This window comes from Streptomyces sp. NPDC015532 (assembly GCF_043078065.1).
GTDB lineage: Bacteria > Actinomycetota > Actinomycetes > Streptomycetales > Streptomycetaceae > Streptomyces.
Genome location: NZ_JBIBSY010000003.1, coordinates 341,530 through 361,274 on the forward strand (window position 1 = coordinate 341,530; position 19,745 = coordinate 361,274).

Consider the following 19,745-nt stretch of genomic DNA (forward strand, 5'->3'; position numbering starts at 1 on the left):
GTTGGTCCGGTCCAAGGGGCACGAAAAAGCCGCCGGCCCGGATGCGATGAGCATCCGGGCCGGCGGCTTGGTGTCGGCGGCTTGGTGCCGGCCGGGCCGGCCGGCGCGCCGCAGCGGGCGGGCCGGTCAGCCGATGTCGAACGTGGCCGGGTCGGGGCCCAGACGGCGGTCCTCGTTCAGTGCCGAGATCGCCGCGATGTCCTCGGTGTCCAGGGAGAACTCGAAGACGTCGATGTTCTCCTTGATCCGGGACGGGGTCACGGACTTCGGGATCACGACGTTGCCCAGCTGGAGGTGCCAGCGCAGGACGATCTGGGCCGGGGTGCGGCCGTGCTTCTGGGCGATGGCGACGATCGCCGGGACCTCCAGGAGGCCCTTGCCCTGGCCGAGCGGCGACCAGGCCTCGGTCGCGATGCCCTGCTCGGCGTGGAACTCGCGGGCCGCGCGCTGCTGGAGGTGCGGGTGCAGCTCGATCTGGTTGACGGCCGGGATGACGGACGTCTCGTCGATCAGCTTCGCCAGGTGCTCCGGCAGGAAGTTCGAGGTGCCGATGGCCTTGGCACGGCCGTCGGCGTAGATCTTCTCGAACGCCTTGAACGTGTCGACGTACGCGCCCTTGGACGGCGTCGGCCAGTGGATCAGGTACAGGTCGACGTAGTCCAGGCCGAGCTTGTCCAGCGAGGTGTCGAAGGCGCGCAGGGTGGAGTCGTAACCCTGGTCGCTGTTCCACAGCTTGGTGGTGACGAAGAGCTCCTCGCGGGCGATGCCGGAGGAGTTGACGGCCTTGCCGGTGCCCTCTTCGTTGCCGTAGATCGCCGCTGTGTCGATGCTGCGGTACCCGGACTCCAGTGCGGTGGCGACCGCCCGCTCCGCCTCGTCGTCCGGCACCTGCCAGACGCCGAAGCCCAGCTGCGGCATCTCGACGCCGTTGTTCAGGATGATCGGGGGGACCTTGCTCACGAGCTCTCGATCCTTAAGTCGTCGGGTGGTATCCGTATCGTCAACGATCACGGGCCGTGATGCATTCCTGACCGGGCTCCGGGCGCGGGGAATCGAAGATTGGCTGAAATAGTCCGATCAATCACGCCGACGCTTGCGCCGGAGACCGATCCGGGCCTCTGCGCTCCTGCCCCGCGGCCCGCCCGGGGTCACGTCCGGTAGAGCGCCTCGACCTCGGTCGCGTACGCCTTCTCGATCGCCTTGCGCTTCAGCTTCAGCGACGGCGTCAGCAGGCCGTGTTCCTCGGTGAACTGGTTGGCCAGTATCCGGAACGTGCGGATCGACTCGGCCTGCGAGACGAGCGTGTTCGCGGCGACCACGGCGCGCCGCACCTCGGTCTCCAGATCCGGGTCGCGCACCAGATCGCCGGCGGACAGCGGAGGCTTGCCGCGCATCTGGAGCCAGTGCTCGACGGCCTCGGAGTCCAGGGTGACGAGCGCGGCGATGTAGGGCCGGTCGTTGCCGACCACTATGCACTGCGCGACCAGCGGATGGTCCCGCACCCGCTCCTCCAGCACGCCGGGCGAGACGCTCTTGCCGCCGGAGGTCACCAGGATCTCCTTCTTGCGGCCGGTGATCGTGAGGTAGCCGTCCTCGTCCAGGGACCCGAGGTCCCCGGTGGCCAGCCAGCCGTCGTGCAGGGTGGCGTCGGTGGCCTTGTCGTTGTTCAGGTAGCCCTGGAACACGTTGCCGCCGTTCAGCCAGATCTCGCCGTCGTCCGCGATGTGCACGGTGGTGCCGGGGATCGCCTGCCCGACGGTGCCGAACCGGGTGAGCTCGGGCGGGTTGGCGGTGGCGGCGGCCGTGGACTCGGTGAGTCCGTACCCCTCGTAGATGGTGACGCCGGCGCCCGCGAAGAACAGCCCGAGCCGCCGGTCCATCGCCGAACCGCCCGACATCGCGTGTCTGACCCGGCCGCCCATGGCGGCCCGCACCTTGGAGTAGACGAGCTTGTCGAAGACCTGGTGCTGCATCCGCAGGCTCGCCGAGGGGCCCGGGCCGATGCCCCACGCCTTGGACTCGACGGCGTCGGCGTAGCGCACGGCGATGTCCACGGCCTTCTCGAAGGGCGCGGACCTGCCCTCCTTCTCGGCCTTGCGGCGCGCGGCGTTGAAGACCTTCTCGAAGATGTACGGCACGGCCAGGAAGAAGGTGGGCCGGAACGCGGCGAGGTCCGGCAGCAGCGCGGACGCGTTGAGCTGGGGCTGGTGCCCGAACTTGACCCGCCCGCGGAACGCGGCGATCTGCACCATCCGCCCGAAGACGTGGGCGAGCGGCAGGAACAGCAGGGTGGTCGCCTCGTCGCCGCGCTTGGAGTGGAACACGGGCTCCCAGCGCTCGATGACGGTGTCCGCCTCGAACATGAAGTTCGCGTGCGAGATGACACAGCCCTTGGGGCGCCCTGTGGTGCCGGAGGTGTAGATGATCGTCGCGATGGAGTCGGGGGTGACCGCGCGGCGGTGCCGGTGGACCACCTCGTCGTCGATGTGCGCGCCCGCCTCGTACAGCTCGTGCACCGCGCCCACGTCGAGCTGCCACAGCTTGTGCAGCTGGGGCAGCCGGTCGACGACCGTGGCGATGGTCATCGCGTGGTCCTCGTGCTCCACCATGACCGCCGACACCTGGGCGTCGTGCAGCATCCAGAAGACCTGCTCGGCCGAGGAGGTGGGGTAGATGGGCACGACCTGGGCGCCGATCGTCCACAGGGCGAAGTCGAAGAGGGTCCACTCGTAGCGGGTGCGGCACATGATGGCGACCCGGTCGCCGAAGCGGATGCCCTGGGACAGCATGCCCTTGGCCAGCGCCAGGACCTCGTCCCGGAACTCGGCCGAGGTGACGTCGCGCCACTGTCCCTGCTCGTCCTTGCGGCCGAGGGCGACGTGGAGCGGGTCCACCTGGGCATACTCGAACACGGCGTCGGCCAGGCCGCCCACCGGCGGCGCCGACGCCAACGGGGGGTTGGTGAACTCGCGCAATACCGCTCCTCGTGGCCTCCGCACAGCGCCGTGAAAGCTACCCCACCACGCGAGCGGACGGGAGGGGGGCCGAACCGCCGACGGGTACGGCGTCCGCACAGGTCAGCCACGGAAATGCCGCACAAGGGGAAGGGTCGGACAGAATCCCTTACGGTTCCGTAGGTTTCGGGTCCGTAATCTCCACGGAATCGCTACGTCCGGGAACGGTGATCCGACGTCACGGAGAGTCAATTCGGAATCTCTGATTCCGAACGTTCCGGCCCGCCGGGACCAGGCGATCCGGCCCCGGACCAGGCGAGCCGGACCCCCGGGGGCGGGGCCCGCACGACAGGTCCTAGTGCTGCTGCCCCCGGTGCAGCCGGTCTCCGCCCGCGAGGATCGCCGTCGCGAGCGCGTCCGCGGCGTCCTGCGCGGACGGTCGCCGACGGCCGTGCACCAGGACGAAGTCGACCTCACCGAGCTCCGGGAGCCCGGCCCGCTCCGGCACCCGGACCAGGCCGGGCGGCACCAGCCCCCGCGAGTGGGCCATCACGCCGAGGCCCGCGCGGGCCGCCGCGATCAGGCCGTTGAGGCTCCCGCTGGTGCAGGCGACGCGCCACGGCCTGCCCTGGCGCTCCAGCGCTTCGAGGGCGAGCGCGCGGGTGATGCCCGGCGGCGGGTAGACGATCAGCGGGACCGGGCGGTCCGGGTCGAGCCGGAGCCGCTGGGCGCCGATCCACACGAGACGGTCGTGCCAGACGAGCTCGCCGCGCGGGTCCTCGGGCCGCCGCTTCGCCAGCACCAGATCGAGATGCCCGGCGGCGAGCTGTTCGTGGAGGGTGCCGGACAGCTCGACCGTCAGCTCCAGGTCCACCTCGGGGTGGTCGGTCCTGAACCCCTCCAGGATCTCCGGCAGCCGGGTCAGCACGAAGTCCTCGGACGCGCCGAAGCGCAGCCGGCCCCGCAGCCGGGTCCCGGTGAAGAACGCCGTCGCCTGTTCCTGCACCTCCAGGATCCGCCGCGCGAACCCGAGCATCGCCTCACCGTCCTCGGTGAGCTCGACGGAGTGGGTGTCGCGGGAGAAGAACTGCCGTCCGGCGGCGTCCTCCAGCCGGCGCACGTGCTGGCTGACCGTGGACTGGCGCACCCCCAGCCGCCTGGCGGCCCGGGTGAAGCTCAGCGTCTGGGCCACCGCCAGGAACGTACGCAGCTGGGAAGGGTCGTACACGGTCCCAGGTTATCGCGATACGTGATGACAGTCAGAGCGGTATGACGGATTCCCGATCGCGGTCCTGGAGGGGACGATGGAGAGGGCACGATCCGCCGACGACGATCACCCGCACCGAACCGAGCAACCGAGCAGTGGAGCACCGTGAAACGCCTGAAGTGGCCGAGCTGGATGCCGGTCGACCCCTACATCCTGCTGCTGCTCGGCACCGTGGGCCTCGCCGCCCTGTTCCCGGCGAGCGGCGGGGCGGCGGATGTCGCCTCGGGCGCGTCCACGGCGGCCATCGCCTTCCTCTTCTTCCTGTACGGCGCCCGCCTGTCCACCCGTGAGGCGATGGACGGCCTCAAACACTGGCGGCTGCACGGTACGGTCCTGATCTGCACCTTCGTGGTGTTCCCGCTGCTCGGCCTCGCCGCCCGCGGCCTGGAGCCGGTGTTCCTGACGCACGACCTCTACACCGGCCTGCTCTTCCTCACGCTCGTCCCCTCGACCATCCAGTCGTCCATCGCCTTCACCTCGATGGCCCGCGGCAATGTGCCCGCCGCCATCTGCGCGGGCTCCTTCTCGTCGCTCGCGGGCATCGTCATCACCCCGCTGCTCGCCGCCGTCCTCCTCGGCAACAGCGGCGGCGGCTTCTCCACGGACTCGGTCGTCAGGATCGTGCTGCAACTGCTGGTGCCGTTCATGGCCGGACAGCTGCTGCGCCCCTGGATCGGCGCCTTCATCACCCGCCACAAGAAGGTCCTCGGCCTCGTCGACCGCGGCTCGATCCTGCTCGTCGTCTACACCGCGTTCAGCGAGGGCATGGTGCAGGGCATCTGGAGCCAGGTCAGCGTCGGCCGGCTGGCGGGGCTCCTCGTCGTGGAGGCGCTGCTGCTCGGCGTGATGCTCCTGCTGACCTGGTACGGAGCGAAGGCCCTGCGCTTCGGCCGGGAGGACCGGATCGCCATCCAGTTCGCCGGGTCCAAGAAGTCGCTGGCCTCGGGTCTGCCCATGGCCGGCGTCCTGTTCGGCGCCCATGCCTCCCTCGCCGTGCTCCCGTTGATGCTCTTCCACCAGATGCAGCTCATGGTGTGCGCGGTGATCGCCAAACGCCGGGCCCGTGATCCCGAGGTGAGCGGTCGGCCCGGCCCGGACGAGCCGTCCGGTACCGGGGGCGCGACGGGCGCCGGCGGCACGGCCGGGGGAACGGGCCGCGCCAGCGGCTCGGCCCGCTCCTTCGGGTCCCCGCTCTCCCCGGTCGCGACGGGACGCTAGGTCCTGTCCGGCGACGGGACACAGACTCCTGTCCCACGACGGGACACGAGGACCTTTCCCACGACGGGACACGAGGACCTGTCCGACGGCGGGTGGGTTCCTAGCGGTCCCCGCTCACCCGGTCCATGGGGAGCCACAGGACGGTGTCCCGGGTCACCTTCCGTGAGGGCGGCGCCGCCAGTTCCCCATCGCTCAACGCGCGGTCGTAGACCCTTACCTCGTCGATCGCCCCGGTGAAGTAGGCCCGGCTGTCCATCCGTTGGCCGATGTGCACACCGAACGGCGAGTTCCGGCTCACCGATCCGGGCACGTCCGCCGTACTGACGGTCGTCCCGTCGATGAACAGGGTGAGCAGGCCCCCGCCGCGGCGCAGCGCCAGCTGGTGCCACCGGCCGTCGTTGAAGGCGCCCGCGGTGCGGACGAACGCCGTGGCCGGGGGCGACGCGCCGTTCCTGGTCGTGACGAGTCCGGTGATCCGGCCGGACGCGGGTTCCCCGCGCAGCCACACCTGGGGCTGGCTCGTACCGATCCCGCCCATCCACAGCAGCGGCTGTTCGCCGCCGGTGGCCGTGTAGCGGAACCACAGGGACGCGGTGAAGTCCCTCGTCCCCAGCGGCAGCCGGTCCTGGTAGGGCAGCCGTACGGCGTCGTCGGTGCCGTCGAACTCCAGCGCGCCGCCGAGGACGCCGGCGGTCCCGCCCGCGCCGCCGAGGACCGCTGCCCGCCGGGTGAGCGGAGCGAGGTCGGCCGTCGTGGGGTCAGGGCCCCGGCGCGGCCGGAGCCAGTCGTCGGTGAAGCGGGCGAAGCGGATCTCGTCGCGGGCGTCGACCGCGCCGCCCTCGTACATCAGGCCCACGGTGTCGCCGTCGACGCGCACCAGGTCGGAGTAGCCGGACCAGTCGGTGGTGACGACCGTTCCGCGGTCCACGCTGTCCCAGGTGCGTCCGCCGTCGTAGGAGGAGCGGATCGTCATCGTCCGGCGGCGGTCCGGGTCGGCGGGGCAGGACAGCAGGATCCGGTCGCCGACCCGCAGCGTCGAGCCCTGGACCTGGGGCGCGTAGAGGTCGGGGACGTCACGGAAGGGGGAGCGGAAGCTGTCGCCGCCGTCCCCGCTGACCGCCTGGGTGCGGTGCCCGAGGTCGGTGCCGTCCTGCTCGCGGCCGCTGACCAGGATCGAACCGTCGGCGCGCTCGGCGAGTGTCATCTCGGACGGCTTCTGCCGGAAGGTGCCGTCGGCCGCGATCGGCCAGGAGTCGCTCGCCCCGATGCCCCAGTGGTCGCCGCCGTCGTCGCTGGTGACGAGGGCGGCGTTGTTGGCGGTGACCCGGCCGCCCTCCCAGGTCTCGGTGTTGACGGCGAACACGAGCCGTCCCGCGTGCCGGCCGCGGGTGAGCTGGATGCCGTGCACCGGACCGGTGGCGTACCAGGAGTTCGCGTTCGCGGGCAGGATCTCGTCGCTCAGATCGCGCGGCCGTGACCAGCTCAGGCCGTCGTCGTCGCTGTACTGGAGATGCGGGGTGCGGTCGCAGGGCACCGAACAGCTCGCGCTGTCCGTGCGGCCCGTGTTGTAGGTCTCCGCCAGCACGATCCGGCCGGTCGCGCGGTCCACGATCGGTGTGGGGTTGCCGTGGGTGTCCCCGTTCCCGTCGTTGACGACCTGGAGCGGGCTCCAGGTGCGGCCGCCGTCGGTCGAGCGCTTCACGACGATGTCGATGTCGGCCGCGTCGCCGCAGTTCAGGACGCGTCCCTCGGCGAACGCCAGCAACGTTCCCGCGGTCGTCCGGACGACCGCGGGGATACGGAAGCAGGCATAGCCCGGATCCTGGGAGGCCTTGAACAGCACCTGCTGCTCGAACTCGCCTCGGGCGGCGGCCGGTTCGGCCCGCGCCGTGCCCGGGAGCGCGAGCAGCGCGGCGATGCCGAGGGCGGACGTCAGGGCGGCGGTGAGGCGGGTCCGGGAACGAGGTCCGGGCGGCCGGGCGCCTAAGGAGGGTCGAGTGCGAGTGCGAGTGCGAGTGCGGGGGTCGGGGCCGGGCCGGACGGAGGGGACGGGGTGCGGACGCGTCCGGGAGTGGCGTCCGGGGAGGGCTGCGAGGGCGGATCTCAGACGGGTGGCGAGGCGTGACGGCATGGTGCGACCTGCCCTTCGTACGGCGACTGGGCAATCCGGATTCTCCGGACATCCCACGTCCAACGTTCGCGCCGCAGAGGCTACTTGGGCTTCCAGGACCCCACAAGGAGCATGGGCCGGTCGTGTTCACGCCAGATTCGCGTGCCCGCGCGTCCGCCCGGCGGGGTGCAGTTCACGGGCTTGTCGACCCGGATTTCCGGTACGGACGGCTGATGCGGGCTAACGTTCCGTCATGACCGCACCCGAAACCGAACCCCGCCTCGCCCTCGACCCGGCGCGCACCGCACTCGTGCTCGTCGATCTGATGGAGCGCCTCGTGGCGTTGCCCCTGGAGCCGCACAAGGGGACCGAAGTTCTGGCCACCGCCGAGGAGTTGGCGGAATCCTTCCGGAAAGCGGGCGCGCTCGTCGTGCTCATCCGGGTCGAGCGGTCCGGAGTCGTGGAGCAGCCGCCCGGGAGCGGCCTGGTCCCCGGACTCGTGGCGGAGGGTGACCTGGAGATCGTGAAGCGGACCATCGGCGGGTTCCAGGGCACCGGCCTCGACGAGCGTCTGCGCGAACACGGCGTCTCCACCCTGGTGTTCGGCGGAATCGCCACCAACCTCGGGGTGGAGTCGACCGCGCGCGCCGCCGGGGATCTCGGCTACGGCCTCGTCTTCGTCGAGGACGCGATGGCCGCGTTCACCGCCGCCGAGCACGACGCCTCCGTCAGGCTGGACTTCCCGCGCCTCGGCACGGTCGTGACCGCCGGTGAGGTGCGCTTCTCGGTCCGGTGAACCCCGGGCACGGGCGAAGCCCGTCGCGTACGGCGGCGGTCGTGGTCCGGGCCGAGGCGGGGCCCCCTCCGGCGCAGGGGGCGCTCCCCGCCGTTCGGGGCCCCGCCGCCGTGTCGCGGGGGAGCCGGGGTCAGCCCTGTCCGGCCGTGGCCCGCAGGGTGACGCGGTGCTCGCCCGCGTACACGTTCATGTTGGCTCCGCGCAGGAAGCCGATCAGGGTCAGGCCGGTCTCCACCGCCAGGTCGACGGCCAGGGACGACGGAGCGGAGACGGCCGCCAGCACCGGGATACCCGCCATCACGGCCTTCTGCGCCAGCTCGAAGGAGGCCCGGCCGGAGACCAGCAGAACCGTCCGGGTGAGCGGGAGCGTGCCGTTCTGCAGGGCGCGGCCGACCAGCTTGTCGACCGCGTTGTGCCGGCCCACGTCCTCGCGGATGTCGACCAGCTCGCCGTCCTCGGTGAACAGCGCCGCCGCGTGCAGGCCCCCGGTCCGGTCGAAGACCCGCTGGGCCGCGCGCAGCCGGTCGGGGAGGCTCGCGAGCAGGTCGGGCTCCAGCCGCACCGGGGGAGTGGTGCCGCCCGCCGTGTCGTCGATGGTCCAGCGGGCCGTCGTACGGACCGCGTCCAGGCTCGCCTTGCCGCACAGGCCGCACGAGGACGTCGTGTACACATTGCGTTCGAGCGTGATGTCGGGGATGACCACACCGGGCGCCGTCCGCACGTCGACGACGTTGTACGTGTTGGAGCCGTCCTCCGTGGCTCCCGCGCAGTACACGATGTTCTGGAGCTCGTCGGCCCGGCCCAGCACCCCCTCGCTCACCAGGAAGCCCGCGGCCAGCGCGAAGTCGTCGCCCGGGGTGCGCATGGTGATCGCGAGAGGCTTTCCGTTGAGCCGGATCTCCAGCGGCTCCTCCGCCACGAGCGTGTCCGGGCGGGCGCTCACGGCGCCGTTCCGGACGCGGATCACCTTGCGTCGTTCCGTGACTCGTCCCATGTCCTGATCAGTCCCGCTTCCGTACGTGCGGCCGGCCGGATCGGCCGTCGCGATCGCCGGTTGGCGTTCGGGTCACCCGCGGGCGTGCCGCAGGGGCGACCTTCACGTTCTCATTGTCCTGCACCCGCTGAGCGGGCCGCGGGGTGCCTCGCCGGGCGGGCGGCCCGCTCCGCGCTCATGCCGCGGTCCGCAGCGCGAGCAGATCCGAGATGGCGTGCACGGTGCGCAGGGTCGGGACCGGTACCCCGGTGATCTCCGCCAGTTCCACGACGGCCGCGAGCAGCACGTCGAGTTCCAGCGGCTTGCCGCGCTCCAGGTCCTGGAGCGTGGAGGTGCGGTGGTCGCCGACCCGCTCGGCACCCGCCAGGCGCCGCTCGATGGACACCCCCACCTCGCAGCCGAGCGCCCGGGCGACGGTCAGCGTCTCGGTCATCATGATCTCGATGACCCTGCGTGTCCCGCCGTGCAGGCACATCTGCCGCATCGTGGCGCGGGCCAGCGCGCTGATCGGGTTGAAGGAGATGTTGCCGAGCAGCTTGAGCCAGATGTCATTGCGCAGGTCCGGTTCGACCGGGCACTTCAGCCCGCCCTCCCGCATGGCGTCGCTGAACGACCGGCAGCGCGCCGAGACGGACCGGTCCGGTTCCCCGAGGGAGAACCGGGTGCCTTCGAGGTGGCGGACGACGCCCGGTCCCTCCAGTTCGGTCGCGGCGTACACGACGCACCCGACGGTCCGCTCCGGGGCCAGTACCGCGCTGACCGCGCCGCCCGGGTCCACGCTCTCCACCCGGTGGCCGTCCCAGGGTCCGCCGTGCCGGTGGAAGTACCACCAGGGAATGCCGTTCTGGGCGGCGACGACCGCCGTGGTGTCGTGCAGCAGGGGCTCGATCAGCGGCCCGCACGCCGCGTACGAGTTGGCCTTCAGGCCGAGGAAGACGTAGTCGACCGGACCGATCTCGGCCGGGTCGTCGGTGGCGTGGGCGCGCGCGGTGAAGTCACCGCGTGGACTGAGGACGTGGACGCCGTGCCGCCTCATGGCCGCGAGATGCGGTCCACGGGCGACGAGGTGCACGTCGGCGCCCGCACGGTGCAGAGCGGCGCCGACGTAGGCGCCGATCGCACCGGCGCCGAGAACTGCGACTCTCACTGTGTGGTGCTCCGTTCGGTCGAGGGTACCGAGGAACTGCCGAACTCTGTCGACGAAATATTGTCTACAGGATGGAATGGTGGCCGACAAGGGCCGTGACCGGACCGGCGCCCGCGGCCGGCGCGATGGGGGCCGCCGCGATGGCCGGGCCGGGGGGCGGGGCGATGGGGGCCGGGCCGGAGCGGCGGCTCGGGAGGACCGGTGGGGGCGACCGTCGCTCCGGCCCGGGTGACCGCCGCCGGACGGGCCCGGGTTCGGGTGCCGCCGCCGAGTGATCGCCGGCGCCCGGTCGGGCGACCGTTCGTCGCGTCAGGGATACCGCTCATCGCATACGGTCGACGGGTTTTGGTCACGCCGCTTCACAGCCGGGCGACCGCTTTCTATCGTCCCGGATCATGAGCCCTCCTGTCGCACCCCCCGGTTGGAGCCGCTGGCTCGTCCCGCCGGCCGCCCTGTCGGTCCATCTCTCCATAGGCCAGGCCTACGCCTGGAGTGTCTTCAAGCCGCCACTCGAATCGGCGCTCGGTCTCAGCGGGACCCAGAGCGCCCTGCCCTTCCAGCTCGCCATCGTGATGCTCGGCCTGTCGGCCGCGTTCGGCGGCACCCTCGTCGAGCGCAACGGCCCGCGCTGGGCCATGACCGTCGCCCTCGTCTGCTTCTCGTCCGGCTTCCTCATCTCCGCCCTCGGCGCGGCCACCGAGCAGTACTGGCTGATCGTCCTCGGCTACGGCTTCGTCGGCGGCACAGGCCTCGGCATCGGCTACATCTCGCCCGTCTCCACCCTGATCAAGTGGTTCCCGGACAGGCCCGGAATGGCCACCGGCATCGCGATCATGGGCTTCGGCGGCGGCGCGCTGATCGCCTCGCCCTGGTCCGCCCAGATGCTGAAGTCGTTCGGCTCCGACTCCTCCGGGATCGCGGTCGCCTTCCTCGTCCACGGGCTGACTTATGCCGTGTTCATGACCCTCGGCGTGCTGCTGGTGCGCGTGCCGCGCGGCGAGAGGCCGTCCCCATCGGCTCCGAGCGCGCTCGACGGGGTCCAGGTCTCGGCCCGCAACGCCGTCCGCACCCCGCAGTTCTGGTGCCTGTGGGTCGTTCTGTGCATGAACGTCACCGCCGGGATCGGCATCCTGGAGAAGGCCGCACCGATGATCACGGACTTCTTCGCGGACACCTCCACCCCGGTCACCGCCTCCGCCGCCGCCGGATTCGTCGCCCTGCTCTCCGCCGCCAACATGGCCGGCCGGATCGGCTGGTCCTCGACCTCCGATCTGATCGGACGCAAGAACATCTACCGGGTCTACCTCGGGGGCGGCGCCCTGATGTACGCGCTCATCGCCTGGTTGGGGGACTCCTCGAAGCCGCTGTTCATCCTGAGCGCGCTGGTGATCCTCTCCTTCTACGGCGGAGGCTTCGCCACGGTCCCCGCGTATCTGAAGGACCTGTTCGGCACCTACCAGGTCGGCGCCATCCACGGCAGGCTGCTCACCGCCTGGTCCACCGCCGGTGTCCTCGGACCGCTGATCGTGAACCGGATCGCCGACCACCAGGAGGCGGCGGGCAGACACGGCTCGTCCCTGTACGGAACGTCGTTCCTGATCATGATCGGGCTGCTCGCCGTAGGCTTCGTCGCCAACGAGCTCGTACGCCCCGTGGACGCCCGCCATCACATCCCCGCACCGAGGGAGGCCGCCGATGTCGCACGACAGCAGCCCGAGTCCGCCTGACCGGCGGGTCCTGACCGCCTTCGCCTGGCTGTGGGTGGGCGCGCCCCTGTGCTACGGCGTCTACGAGCTCGTACAGAAGGCCACGCAACTGTTCTCGGGGTAGGTGTTCGGGCGTCCCAAGGTCTGACAGAAGCCGACAAGCCTGGCGCCGCAATCCTGTGGCTTCACCTGCCGCCGTACTCGTGAGTCATTGATCAGACTGGTGGATCCCGCTACCGAAGCACGAGGGGGACCACTCATGAACGGCTCACGGATCGCCGCCGTCGGTCATTATCAGCCCGCCAAGGTCATCACCAACGAGGACCTGGCGGGCATGGTCGACACCAGTGACGAGTGGATCCGGAGCCGTGTGGGCATCCGGACCCGCCATGTCGCCGGGCCCGACGAACCGGTCGACGAGCTGGCCGCGCACGCCGCCGCCAAGGCGCTCGCCTCCGCCGGTCTGACGCCCGGCGACATCGACCTCGTCCTCGTCGCCACCTCCACGGCCGTCGACCGCTCCCCGAACATGGCCGCCCGGGTCGCCGCCCGCCTCGGCATCCCCTCGCCGGCCGCGATGGACGTCAACGTGGTCTGCGCCGGGTTCACCCACGCCCTGGCCACCGCCGACCACGCCGTCCGCGCCGGCGCCGCGACCCGGGCGCTGGTCATCGGCGCCGACAAGATGACCGACGTGGCGGACTGGACCGACCGCACCACGTGCGTCCTCGTCGGGGACGGCGCGGGGGCCGCCGTCGTCGAGGCCTGTGCCGACGGCGAGGAACCCGGCATCGGACCGGTGCTGTGGGGCTCGGTGCCCGAGATGGGGCACGCGGTCCGCATCGAGGGCACCCCCTCGCGGTTCGCGCAGGAGGGGCAGAGCGTCTACCGCTGGGCCACCACGCAGCTCCCGCCGCTCGCCCGCAAGGCCTGCGAGAAGGCCGGCCTCGTGCCCGAGGACCTCGCCGGAGTCGTCCTGCACCAGGCCAACCTGCGCATCATCGAGCCGCTCGCCCTGAAGATCGGCGCGGTCAACGCCGTCGTCGCGCGGGATGTCGTCGACTCCGGGAACACCTCCGCCGCGAGCATCCCGCTCGCCTTCTCCAAGCTCGTCGAGCGCGGGGAGATCTCCACCGGCGACCCGGTCCTGCTGTTCGGCTTCGGCGGCAACCTCTCCTACGCGGGGCAGGTCGTCCGCTGCCCGTGAGACGGCCCGAGCCGTCCGTGAGGCGGCCCGAGCCGTCCGTGAGGCGGCCCGAGCCGTCCGCCGGACCCCCGCGTTCCCGGATGTGACAAGCCCAACTCCCATGCCTGTGGCGGGTTTGTGCGCCGTAGACTGTAGGCGAAAGACAATTAATAATCGACTTTCCTATCGCGGCGACGACGCTGCCCAGGGAGGGACCGTGATGTTGTCGACAGGCCTGCCTCAGGGAGCGGTACCCAAGCTCGAGCGGCCCGGCCCGCTCCGTGACCGCGTCTACGAGGCGCTGCTCGAACTCATCACCACCCGCGCCCTCCAGCCGGGCCAGCACCTCGTCGAGAGCGAACTCGCCGGTCACCTCGGCGTCTCCCGGCAGCCGGTGCGGGAGGCCCTGCAGCGGCTGAGCACCGACGGCTGGGTCGATCTGCGGCCCGCCCAGGGCGCGTTCGTGCACGAGCCGACCGAGGAAGAGGCCGACCAGCTCCTCACGGTCCGTACGCTCCTGGAGGCCGAAGCGGCCCGTCTCGCCGCCGCCAACGCGGATCCCGCCGCCATCAGCGCGCTGGAAGACCTGTGCGCCGAGGGTGAGCGGGCGGTCGCCGACGACGACGTCGACGCCGCGGTCGCGACGAACGCGCGGCTGCACGCCAAGGTCATGGAACTCGCCGGCAACACCGTCCTCGCCGAGCTCGCCGCGCAGGTCGACCGCCGGGTCCGCTGGTACTACACACCGGTGGCCCGGCAGCGCGGGCGGCAGTCCTGGATCGAGCACCGCGAACTGATCGCCGCGATGGCGGAGCGCGACGGACAGCGGGCCACCGCGGTCATGCGGGCGCACACGGAGCACACGCGGCAGATGTACCACGACCGCGAGAAGTAGCAGGCCGGCGGACGCCGCCGGCCGGTCGGCGGATGCCGTCTCCCACCGTCAGGCGGCGGGCGCCGTCACCACGCGGGGGCCGGTGCCGGAGGGCGACCAGCGGGCCTCCGCGCCGAGCATCACCACCAGCACCCCCACCAGCGCCAGCAGTTCCACGACCGCCGAGAACCGGATGCCGAGCAGCGCCGTGGCCGCCGCGACGGGTACCGCGACCGCGCGGAACGTCACCGGCCACAGCCGCAGCACCGAACGGAACGCCACGTCCCCGGCGAGGAACAGCGCGACCCCGCCGGCGAGCGTCAGCGCGGGCCCGGTGGCGGACTGCTCGGTGAGATGGCCGAGCGTCTTCTTCACACCGGCCGCGCAGTAGGCGATGCCGAGCAGCATGGGAAGGAAGGCGTAGTAGTAGGCGTTCATCGCCAGGCGCCAGCGACGGTCCGGCGGTGTCGCCGTGAACACGGCCTCCGCCGCGTGTTCGTCGCGTACGAAGTACGTCCACCACAGGGCACCGGCGAGCGCGAGCGCGAGGAAGGCACCGACGAACAGATCCACGGTGAGCGGCCGGCTCCCGATCCCGATGCCGATCGCGATGACGGACTCGCCGAACGCGACGATGAGCAGCAGCCCGTGCCGCTCGACGAAGTGGGCCGGGTCGAGCGCCCCCAACTGCGTGCGCAGCACCATGGCGTCGCGCCCGCCGCGGCGCCTGGCCCCGTGTTCGGCGAGGAACGGTGTGACGAACTGCAGGACCAGGGCCAGCAGCCACAGACCGTCGGCGCGCGGGCCGTCGAACAGCCCTGCCGCCGTGACGGCCAGCGCGGCGAGCGCGTTCGGCACCGCGTACCAGACGACATCACGGCCGTGGCTGCGGGTGTAGAGCGCGCTGTGCACGAGGACGACGGCCAGGAAGCCCAGGCCGAAGACCACACCGCCGTCGTCGAAGGCGCGAGGGATGGCCAGCGCGCACACCAGGAACGCGCCCATGCCCAGCATCAGCAGGATCCGCCGTGAAGGCCGGTCGGGCGGAACCTGGTTGGTGAGATACGCGTACGCGCCGTACATCCAGAACAGCACCACGAAGATCAGCGCGACGCGGGCCGCCGTCGCGAACGACAGATCGGCGGCGAGCAGCACGGTGAGCTGGGTGAGGGTGAAGACGAAGACGAGGTCGAAGAAGAGCTCCAGCGTACTGACGCGCCGCCCCGCCTCGTCGCCCGCCAACTGGGCGGTCGCGCCCGCCGACCGCGTGGTTCCCTGTGCCGCCGAACGCTCCGCCTCGGCCACCGGTGTGTGCCCCGGACCGTCCCCTGCCCTGTTCATGTGTCCCCCCGCGACAGATGGTCTGCGGAGATCGTATGCGGCTGTCTCGCCCCGAGGCGGGGTCCTTCGCCCTCCGATCTCTCTTTGTCCTGCGAGTGGAGAAAGTCTGCTGCAATCCCTGCAGTACTTCTTCCCACTCCCGGCAGGCGCTGCTACGTTCCCCTCGAAAGAACGACCGGTGACGGTGGCCGGAACCTGACCGACGCAGGTGCCGACCGAGGCGGGGAGGGGTTCGTGAGACGTATGACAGCGCGACCCGCGAACGCCCATCAGGCCCGGCTGCTCAGGCTGTTGCGCGACGGCGGCCCCAACTCCCGTGCCCAGCTCGGCGATCACATCGACCTCTCCCGGTCGAAGCTGGCCGTCGAAGTGGACCGGCTGCTGGAGACCGGCCTCGTGGTGGCCGACGGACTCGCCGCCTCGCGGGGCGGCCGCCGCTCTCACAACATCCGGCTCTCGCCGGCGCTGCGGTTCCTGGGCGTCGACATCGGCGCCACTTCGGTCGACGTGGCCGTCACCAACGCGGAGCTGGAGATCCTCGGACACCTCAACCAGCCCATGGACGTACGTGAGGGACCGGTCGCGGTCTCCGAGCAAGTGCTGTCCATGGCGGCGAAGTTGAAGGCCACGGGGATCGCGGAGGGATTCGACGGGGCGGGGATCGGCGTTCCCGGTCCCGTCCGCTTCCCCGAGGGTGTCCCGGTCGCCCCGCCGATCATGCCGGGCTGGGACGGCTTCCCGGTCCGCGAGGTGCTCAGCCAGGAACTCGGCTGTCCGGTCATGGTCGACAACGACGTGAACCTGATGGCCATGGGGGAGCAGCACGCGGGCGTCGCCCGCTCCGTGGGCGACTTCCTCTGCGTCAAGATCGGTACCGGCATCGGCTGCGGCATCGTCGTCGGCGGAGAGGTCCACCGCGGTGCGACGGGCAGTGCCGGCGACATCGGGCACATCCAGGCCGTGCCCGACGGGCGCCCGTGCGCCTGCGGCAACCGGGGCTGTCTGGAAGCCCACTTCAGCGGTGCCGCGCTGGCGCGCGACGCCGTCGACGCGGCCCAGCAGGGCCGTTCGGCCGAACTCGCCACGCGACTGGCGGCGAACGGCGCGCTGAGCGCCGTCGACGTCGCCGCAGCGGCCGCGGCGGGCGACGCCACCGCGCTCGACCTGATCCGCGAGGGCGGCAACCGCACCGGCCAGGTCATCGCGGCGCTCGTCAGCTTCTTCAATCCCGCCCTGGTGGTGATCGGCGGGGGAGTGACCGGGCTCGGCCACACCCTGCTCGCCGCGATCCGCACCCAGGTCTACCGCCAGTCGCTGCCCCTCGCGACCGGCAACCTGCCCATCGTCCTCGGGGAACTGGGCCCGACCGCCGGAGTCATCGGCGGGGCCCGGCTGATCAGCGATCACCTGTTCTCTACCGCGTAGACCACCTCCAGGAATCGGACCACCGGCGCCGGGTCGCGCTCCGTCGTACCGGAACCTCCCGCCCGGCACCCCAACCCCCGCCCGGCACCCGAACCCCCCGCCCGTACGCGCACCACCCGGCAACCGGCCCGCACGCCTGTCCGAGGGAACCGTCATGGCACCAGAACCACTGCTGCTCACCATGTCCGGCATCACCAAGTCGTTCCCCGGAGTCCGGGCCCTCGACGGCGTCGACCTCGACGTCCAGGCCGGCGAGGTGCACTGCCTGCTCGGCCAGAACGGCGCCGGGAAGTCCACGCTCATCAAGGTCCTGTCCGGCGCCCACCAGCCCGACACCGGCACCATCGTCTGGCGCGGCGAACCCGTCACCCTCAGGTCCCCGATCGCCGCCATGCGCCTCGGTATCGCCACCATCTACCAGGAACTCGACCTGGTGGAGGGGCTGTCGGTCGCCGAGAACGTCCACCTCGGACACGAACCCACCACGGGGGGGTTCGTCGTCCGGGGCAGGGCGGCCAGGACAGCTACCGCCCTGCTGCTCAAGCGACTCGGACATCCGGAGATCGATCCGGCCCGGCTCGTCGGTGAACTCTCCGCCGCCCAGCGGCAGATCGTCTCCATGGCACGGGCCCTCTCCCACGATGTACGGCTCATCGTCATGGACGAGCCGTCCGCGGCCCTCGACCCCGACGAGGTCGGCAACCTCTTCCGGATCGTCGGCGATCTCACCGCGGACGGTGTCGCCGTCGTCTACATCTCGCACCGCCTGGAGGAGATCCGCCGCATCGGCGACCGCGTCTCCGTCCTGAAGGACGGGCGCGCGGTCGCGGGCGGACTGCCCGCCAGGTCGACGCCGACGCGCGACGTCGTGGCACTCATGACGGGACGCAGCGTCGAGTACGTCTTTCCGGACCGGCCCCGCGCACGGCCCCCGGGCGATCCGGTGCTCTCGGTCCAAGGCCTGTCCCGCCAGGGGGAGTTCGCCCCGCTCGACCTGGACGTACGCCCGGGGGAAATCGTCGGCCTGGCCGGACTGGTGGGATCCGGCCGCTCCGAGATCCTGGAGACGATCTACGGGGCCCGCAGACCGACGACCGGCCGGGTCAGCGTGAGGGGAAAGCCGCTGCGCACCGGCAGCGTACGCGCCGCGGTGCGCGCCGGACTCGGACTGGCCCCCGAGGAGCGCAAGGCACAGGCCCTGCTGATGCTGGAGTCGGTCACCCGCAACGTCTCCCTGTCCTCCATGTCCCGCTACGCGCGCGGCGGCTGGATCGACCGGCGGGCCGAACGCGGGGCGGCCCGGGCGGCCACCCGGGAACTCTCGCTGCGCCCCGACGATCCTGGCCTCCCGGTCAGGACCCTGTCCGGCGGCAACCAGCAGAAGGCGGTGCTGGCGCGCTGGCTGCTGCGCGGCTGCCGCGTCCTGCTCCTCGACGAGCCGACGCGCGGTGTCGACGTCGGGGCGCGCGCCGAGTTGTACGCCGTGATCCGCCGGCTCGCCGACGAGGGTCTGGCCGTCCTGCTGGTGTCCAGCGAGATCCCCGAGGTGCTCGGGCTCGCCGACCGTGTCCTGGTGCTCCGCGAAGGGCGGGTCGTGCACACGGCACCCGCCCTCGACCTCGACGAACACCGTGTCCTCGACCTCGTGCTGGAAGGAGGCCCCGTGGCCAGTGAAGGGAGTCCGGCGTCATGACGCAGCACGTTTCCCCGCCCCGGGACGGCACCGGCAAGGTACCCGTCACGGGCGAACTCCCCGCGTGGCGAGGCATGGTGGCCCACGCCGACGTCCGCACGCTCTCGCTCCTCGGCGTCCTCGCGGTCCTCGTCGTCATCGGCGGCATCACCAGGCCCGACGAGTTCCTCGACACCCGCAACCTCCAACTCGTCCTCACCCAGGCCTCGGTGATCGGCGTCGTGACCGTCGGCATGACCTTCGTCATCACCTCCGGGGGCATCGACCTGTCGGTGGGCGCGATCGTCGCGCTCTCCTCGGTCTGGGCGACCACGGTCGCGACCCAGGAGTACGGCTTCACGGGCATCCTCGTCACCGCGGTCCTCGTCGGTCTCGGCTGCGGTCTGGTCAACGGCCTGCTCGTCGCGTACGGCGGGATGGTCCCCTTCATCGCGACGCTCGCCATGCTCGCCTCGGCCCGTGGCCTGGCCCTCCAGATCACCGACGGCCGGACCCAGATCGTCACCGTCGACGGTGTCCTGAAGCTCGGCGAACGCGACTCCTACGTCCTCGGCGTCCCTCCGCTCGTCCTGGTCTTCGCCGTCGTCACCCTCGTCGGCTGGCTGGTGCTGAACCGCACCACCTTCGGCCGTCGCACGGTCGCCGTCGGCGGCAACGCGGAGGCGGCCCGGCTCGCCGGCATCGACGTACGACGTCAGCGGCTCTACCTCTATCTGCTCTCCGGACTGTGCTGCGGCATCGCCGCGTTCCTGCTGGTCATCCTGTCCGGCTCCGGCCAGAACACCAACGGCAACCTCTACGAGCTCGACGCCATCGCGGCGGCGATCATCGGCGGCACCCTGCTCAGCGGGGGCCGCGGCACCATCACCGGCTCGGTGCTCGGCGTACTGATCTTCACGACGATCACCGACATCTTCGCGCTGAACAACCTCCAGAGCGACGTCCAGCAGATCGCCAAGGGCGCGATCATCGTCGCCGCGGTTCTGGTCCAGCGGCGCACAGCCAGCACGACCTGACACGGGAAGGGTCCACCG

The 19,745-nt window shown here is 71.3% G+C and carries 16 protein-coding genes and 1 pseudogene; 9 read left to right on the plus strand and 8 right to left on the minus strand.

The annotated features are described in order from the left end of the window. Window positions 1-126 precede the first annotated feature (126 nt). The 3 genes from ACF07B_RS12775 to ACF07B_RS12785 form a co-directional block, all read right to left on the minus strand. Window positions 127-918, minus strand: a complete 792-nt coding sequence (locus ACF07B_RS12775) for an aldo/keto reductase (RefSeq protein ID WP_384241430.1) — start codon at window positions 916-918, stop codon at window positions 127-129. A 230-nt stretch (window positions 919-1,148) separates the two neighbouring features. Next, window positions 1,149-2,975, minus strand: a complete 1,827-nt coding sequence (locus ACF07B_RS12780; RefSeq protein WP_392178957.1) for an AMP-dependent synthetase/ligase — start codon at window positions 2,973-2,975, stop codon at window positions 1,149-1,151. A gap of 334 nt (window positions 2,976-3,309) precedes the next feature. Next, entirely contained in the window at window positions 3,310-4,182 is an 873-nt protein-coding gene (locus ACF07B_RS12785) for a LysR substrate-binding domain-containing protein (protein WP_384241425.1), read from the minus strand. 144 nt (window positions 4,183-4,326) lie between these two features. On the opposite strand from ACF07B_RS12785, the gene ACF07B_RS12790 reads away from it, so the two are divergent. Further along, window positions 4,327-5,439, plus strand: a complete 1,113-nt coding sequence (locus ACF07B_RS12790) for a bile acid:sodium symporter family protein (RefSeq protein WP_392178958.1) — start codon at window positions 4,327-4,329, stop codon at window positions 5,437-5,439. Between the two features lie 100 nt (window positions 5,440-5,539). On the opposite strand, the gene ACF07B_RS12795 is transcribed toward ACF07B_RS12790, so the two are convergent. Beyond that, window positions 5,540-7,570 (minus strand): exo-alpha-sialidase, encoded by a 2,031-nt coding sequence (locus ACF07B_RS12795; RefSeq protein ID WP_392178959.1) that lies wholly within the window; start codon window positions 7,568-7,570, stop codon window positions 5,540-5,542. Window positions 7,571-7,802: 232 nt separating this feature from the next. On the opposite strand from ACF07B_RS12795, the gene ACF07B_RS12800 reads away from it, so the two are divergent. Further along, window positions 7,803-8,345, plus strand: coding sequence for an isochorismatase family protein (locus ACF07B_RS12800; protein WP_392178960.1), 543 nt, complete (start codon window positions 7,803-7,805; stop codon window positions 8,343-8,345). Window positions 8,346-8,475: 130 nt separating this feature from the next. Here ACF07B_RS12800 and fdhD read toward each other — a convergent pair whose 3' ends face one another. After that, window positions 8,476-9,339: a formate dehydrogenase accessory sulfurtransferase FdhD gene (gene fdhD / locus ACF07B_RS12805; protein ID WP_362401510.1), complete on the minus strand. Its 864-nt coding sequence runs from the start codon at window positions 9,337-9,339 to the stop codon at window positions 8,476-8,478. Window positions 9,340-9,514: 175 nt separating this feature from the next. Next, window positions 9,515-10,486: a 2-dehydropantoate 2-reductase gene (locus ACF07B_RS12810; RefSeq protein WP_392178961.1), complete on the minus strand. Its 972-nt coding sequence runs from the start codon at window positions 10,484-10,486 to the stop codon at window positions 9,515-9,517. A gap of 395 nt (window positions 10,487-10,881) precedes the next feature. On the opposite strand from ACF07B_RS12810, the gene ACF07B_RS12815 reads away from it, so the two are divergent. From ACF07B_RS12815 to ACF07B_RS12825, 3 genes are all read left to right on the plus strand, one after another. Then, window positions 10,882-12,213 carry an OFA family MFS transporter gene (locus tag ACF07B_RS12815; RefSeq protein WP_392178962.1) on the plus strand — a complete coding sequence of 444 codons (1,332 nt, stop codon included), beginning with the start codon at window positions 10,882-10,884 and terminating at the stop codon, window positions 12,211-12,213. Beyond that, window positions 12,182-12,316, plus strand: a complete 135-nt coding sequence (locus ACF07B_RS12820; protein WP_362401501.1) for a hypothetical protein — start codon at window positions 12,182-12,184, stop codon at window positions 12,314-12,316. Before ACF07B_RS12815 ends, ACF07B_RS12820 begins: the two co-directional genes overlap by 32 nt. Before the next feature lie 135 nt (window positions 12,317-12,451). Beyond that, a complete protein-coding gene (locus ACF07B_RS12825; protein WP_369483785.1) occupies window positions 12,452-13,399 on the plus strand; it encodes a beta-ketoacyl-ACP synthase III in 948 nt (315 codons plus the stop codon). A gap of 1 nt (window position 13,400) precedes the next feature. Here ACF07B_RS12825 and ACF07B_RS12830 read toward each other — a convergent pair. Next, window positions 13,401-13,712, minus strand: a pseudogene (locus ACF07B_RS12830) (hypothetical protein); the annotation flags it as partial. Here ACF07B_RS12830 and ACF07B_RS12835 point away from each other — a divergent pair. Then, window positions 13,599-14,273 (plus strand): GntR family transcriptional regulator, encoded by a 675-nt coding sequence (locus ACF07B_RS12835; RefSeq protein ID WP_384240423.1) that lies wholly within the window; start codon window positions 13,599-13,601, stop codon window positions 14,271-14,273. The pseudogene ACF07B_RS12830 and the gene ACF07B_RS12835 overlap by 114 nt on opposite strands. 48 nt (window positions 14,274-14,321) lie before the next feature. Here ACF07B_RS12835 and ACF07B_RS12840 read toward each other — a convergent pair whose 3' ends face one another. Then, window positions 14,322-15,593, minus strand: a complete 1,272-nt coding sequence (locus tag ACF07B_RS12840) for a low temperature requirement protein A (RefSeq protein WP_392178963.1) — start codon at window positions 15,591-15,593, stop codon at window positions 14,322-14,324. 243 nt (window positions 15,594-15,836) lie between these two features. Between ACF07B_RS12840 and ACF07B_RS12845 the strand changes: the two genes are divergently transcribed. From ACF07B_RS12845 to ACF07B_RS12855, 3 genes are all read left to right on the plus strand, one after another. Further along, window positions 15,837-17,018, plus strand: coding sequence for an ROK family protein (locus ACF07B_RS12845; RefSeq protein ID WP_369483814.1), 1,182 nt, complete (start codon window positions 15,837-15,839; stop codon window positions 17,016-17,018). A gap of 154 nt (window positions 17,019-17,172) precedes the next feature. Then, entirely contained in the window at window positions 17,173-18,711 is a 1,539-nt protein-coding gene (locus tag ACF07B_RS12850) for a sugar ABC transporter ATP-binding protein (RefSeq protein ID WP_392178964.1), read from the plus strand. After that, complete coding sequence (locus ACF07B_RS12855) at window positions 18,708-19,727, plus strand: ABC transporter permease (RefSeq protein ID WP_392178965.1); 1,020 nt, start codon at window positions 18,708-18,710, stop codon at window positions 19,725-19,727. Before ACF07B_RS12850 ends, ACF07B_RS12855 begins: the two co-directional genes overlap by 4 nt. Window positions 19,728-19,745 lie beyond the last annotated feature (18 nt).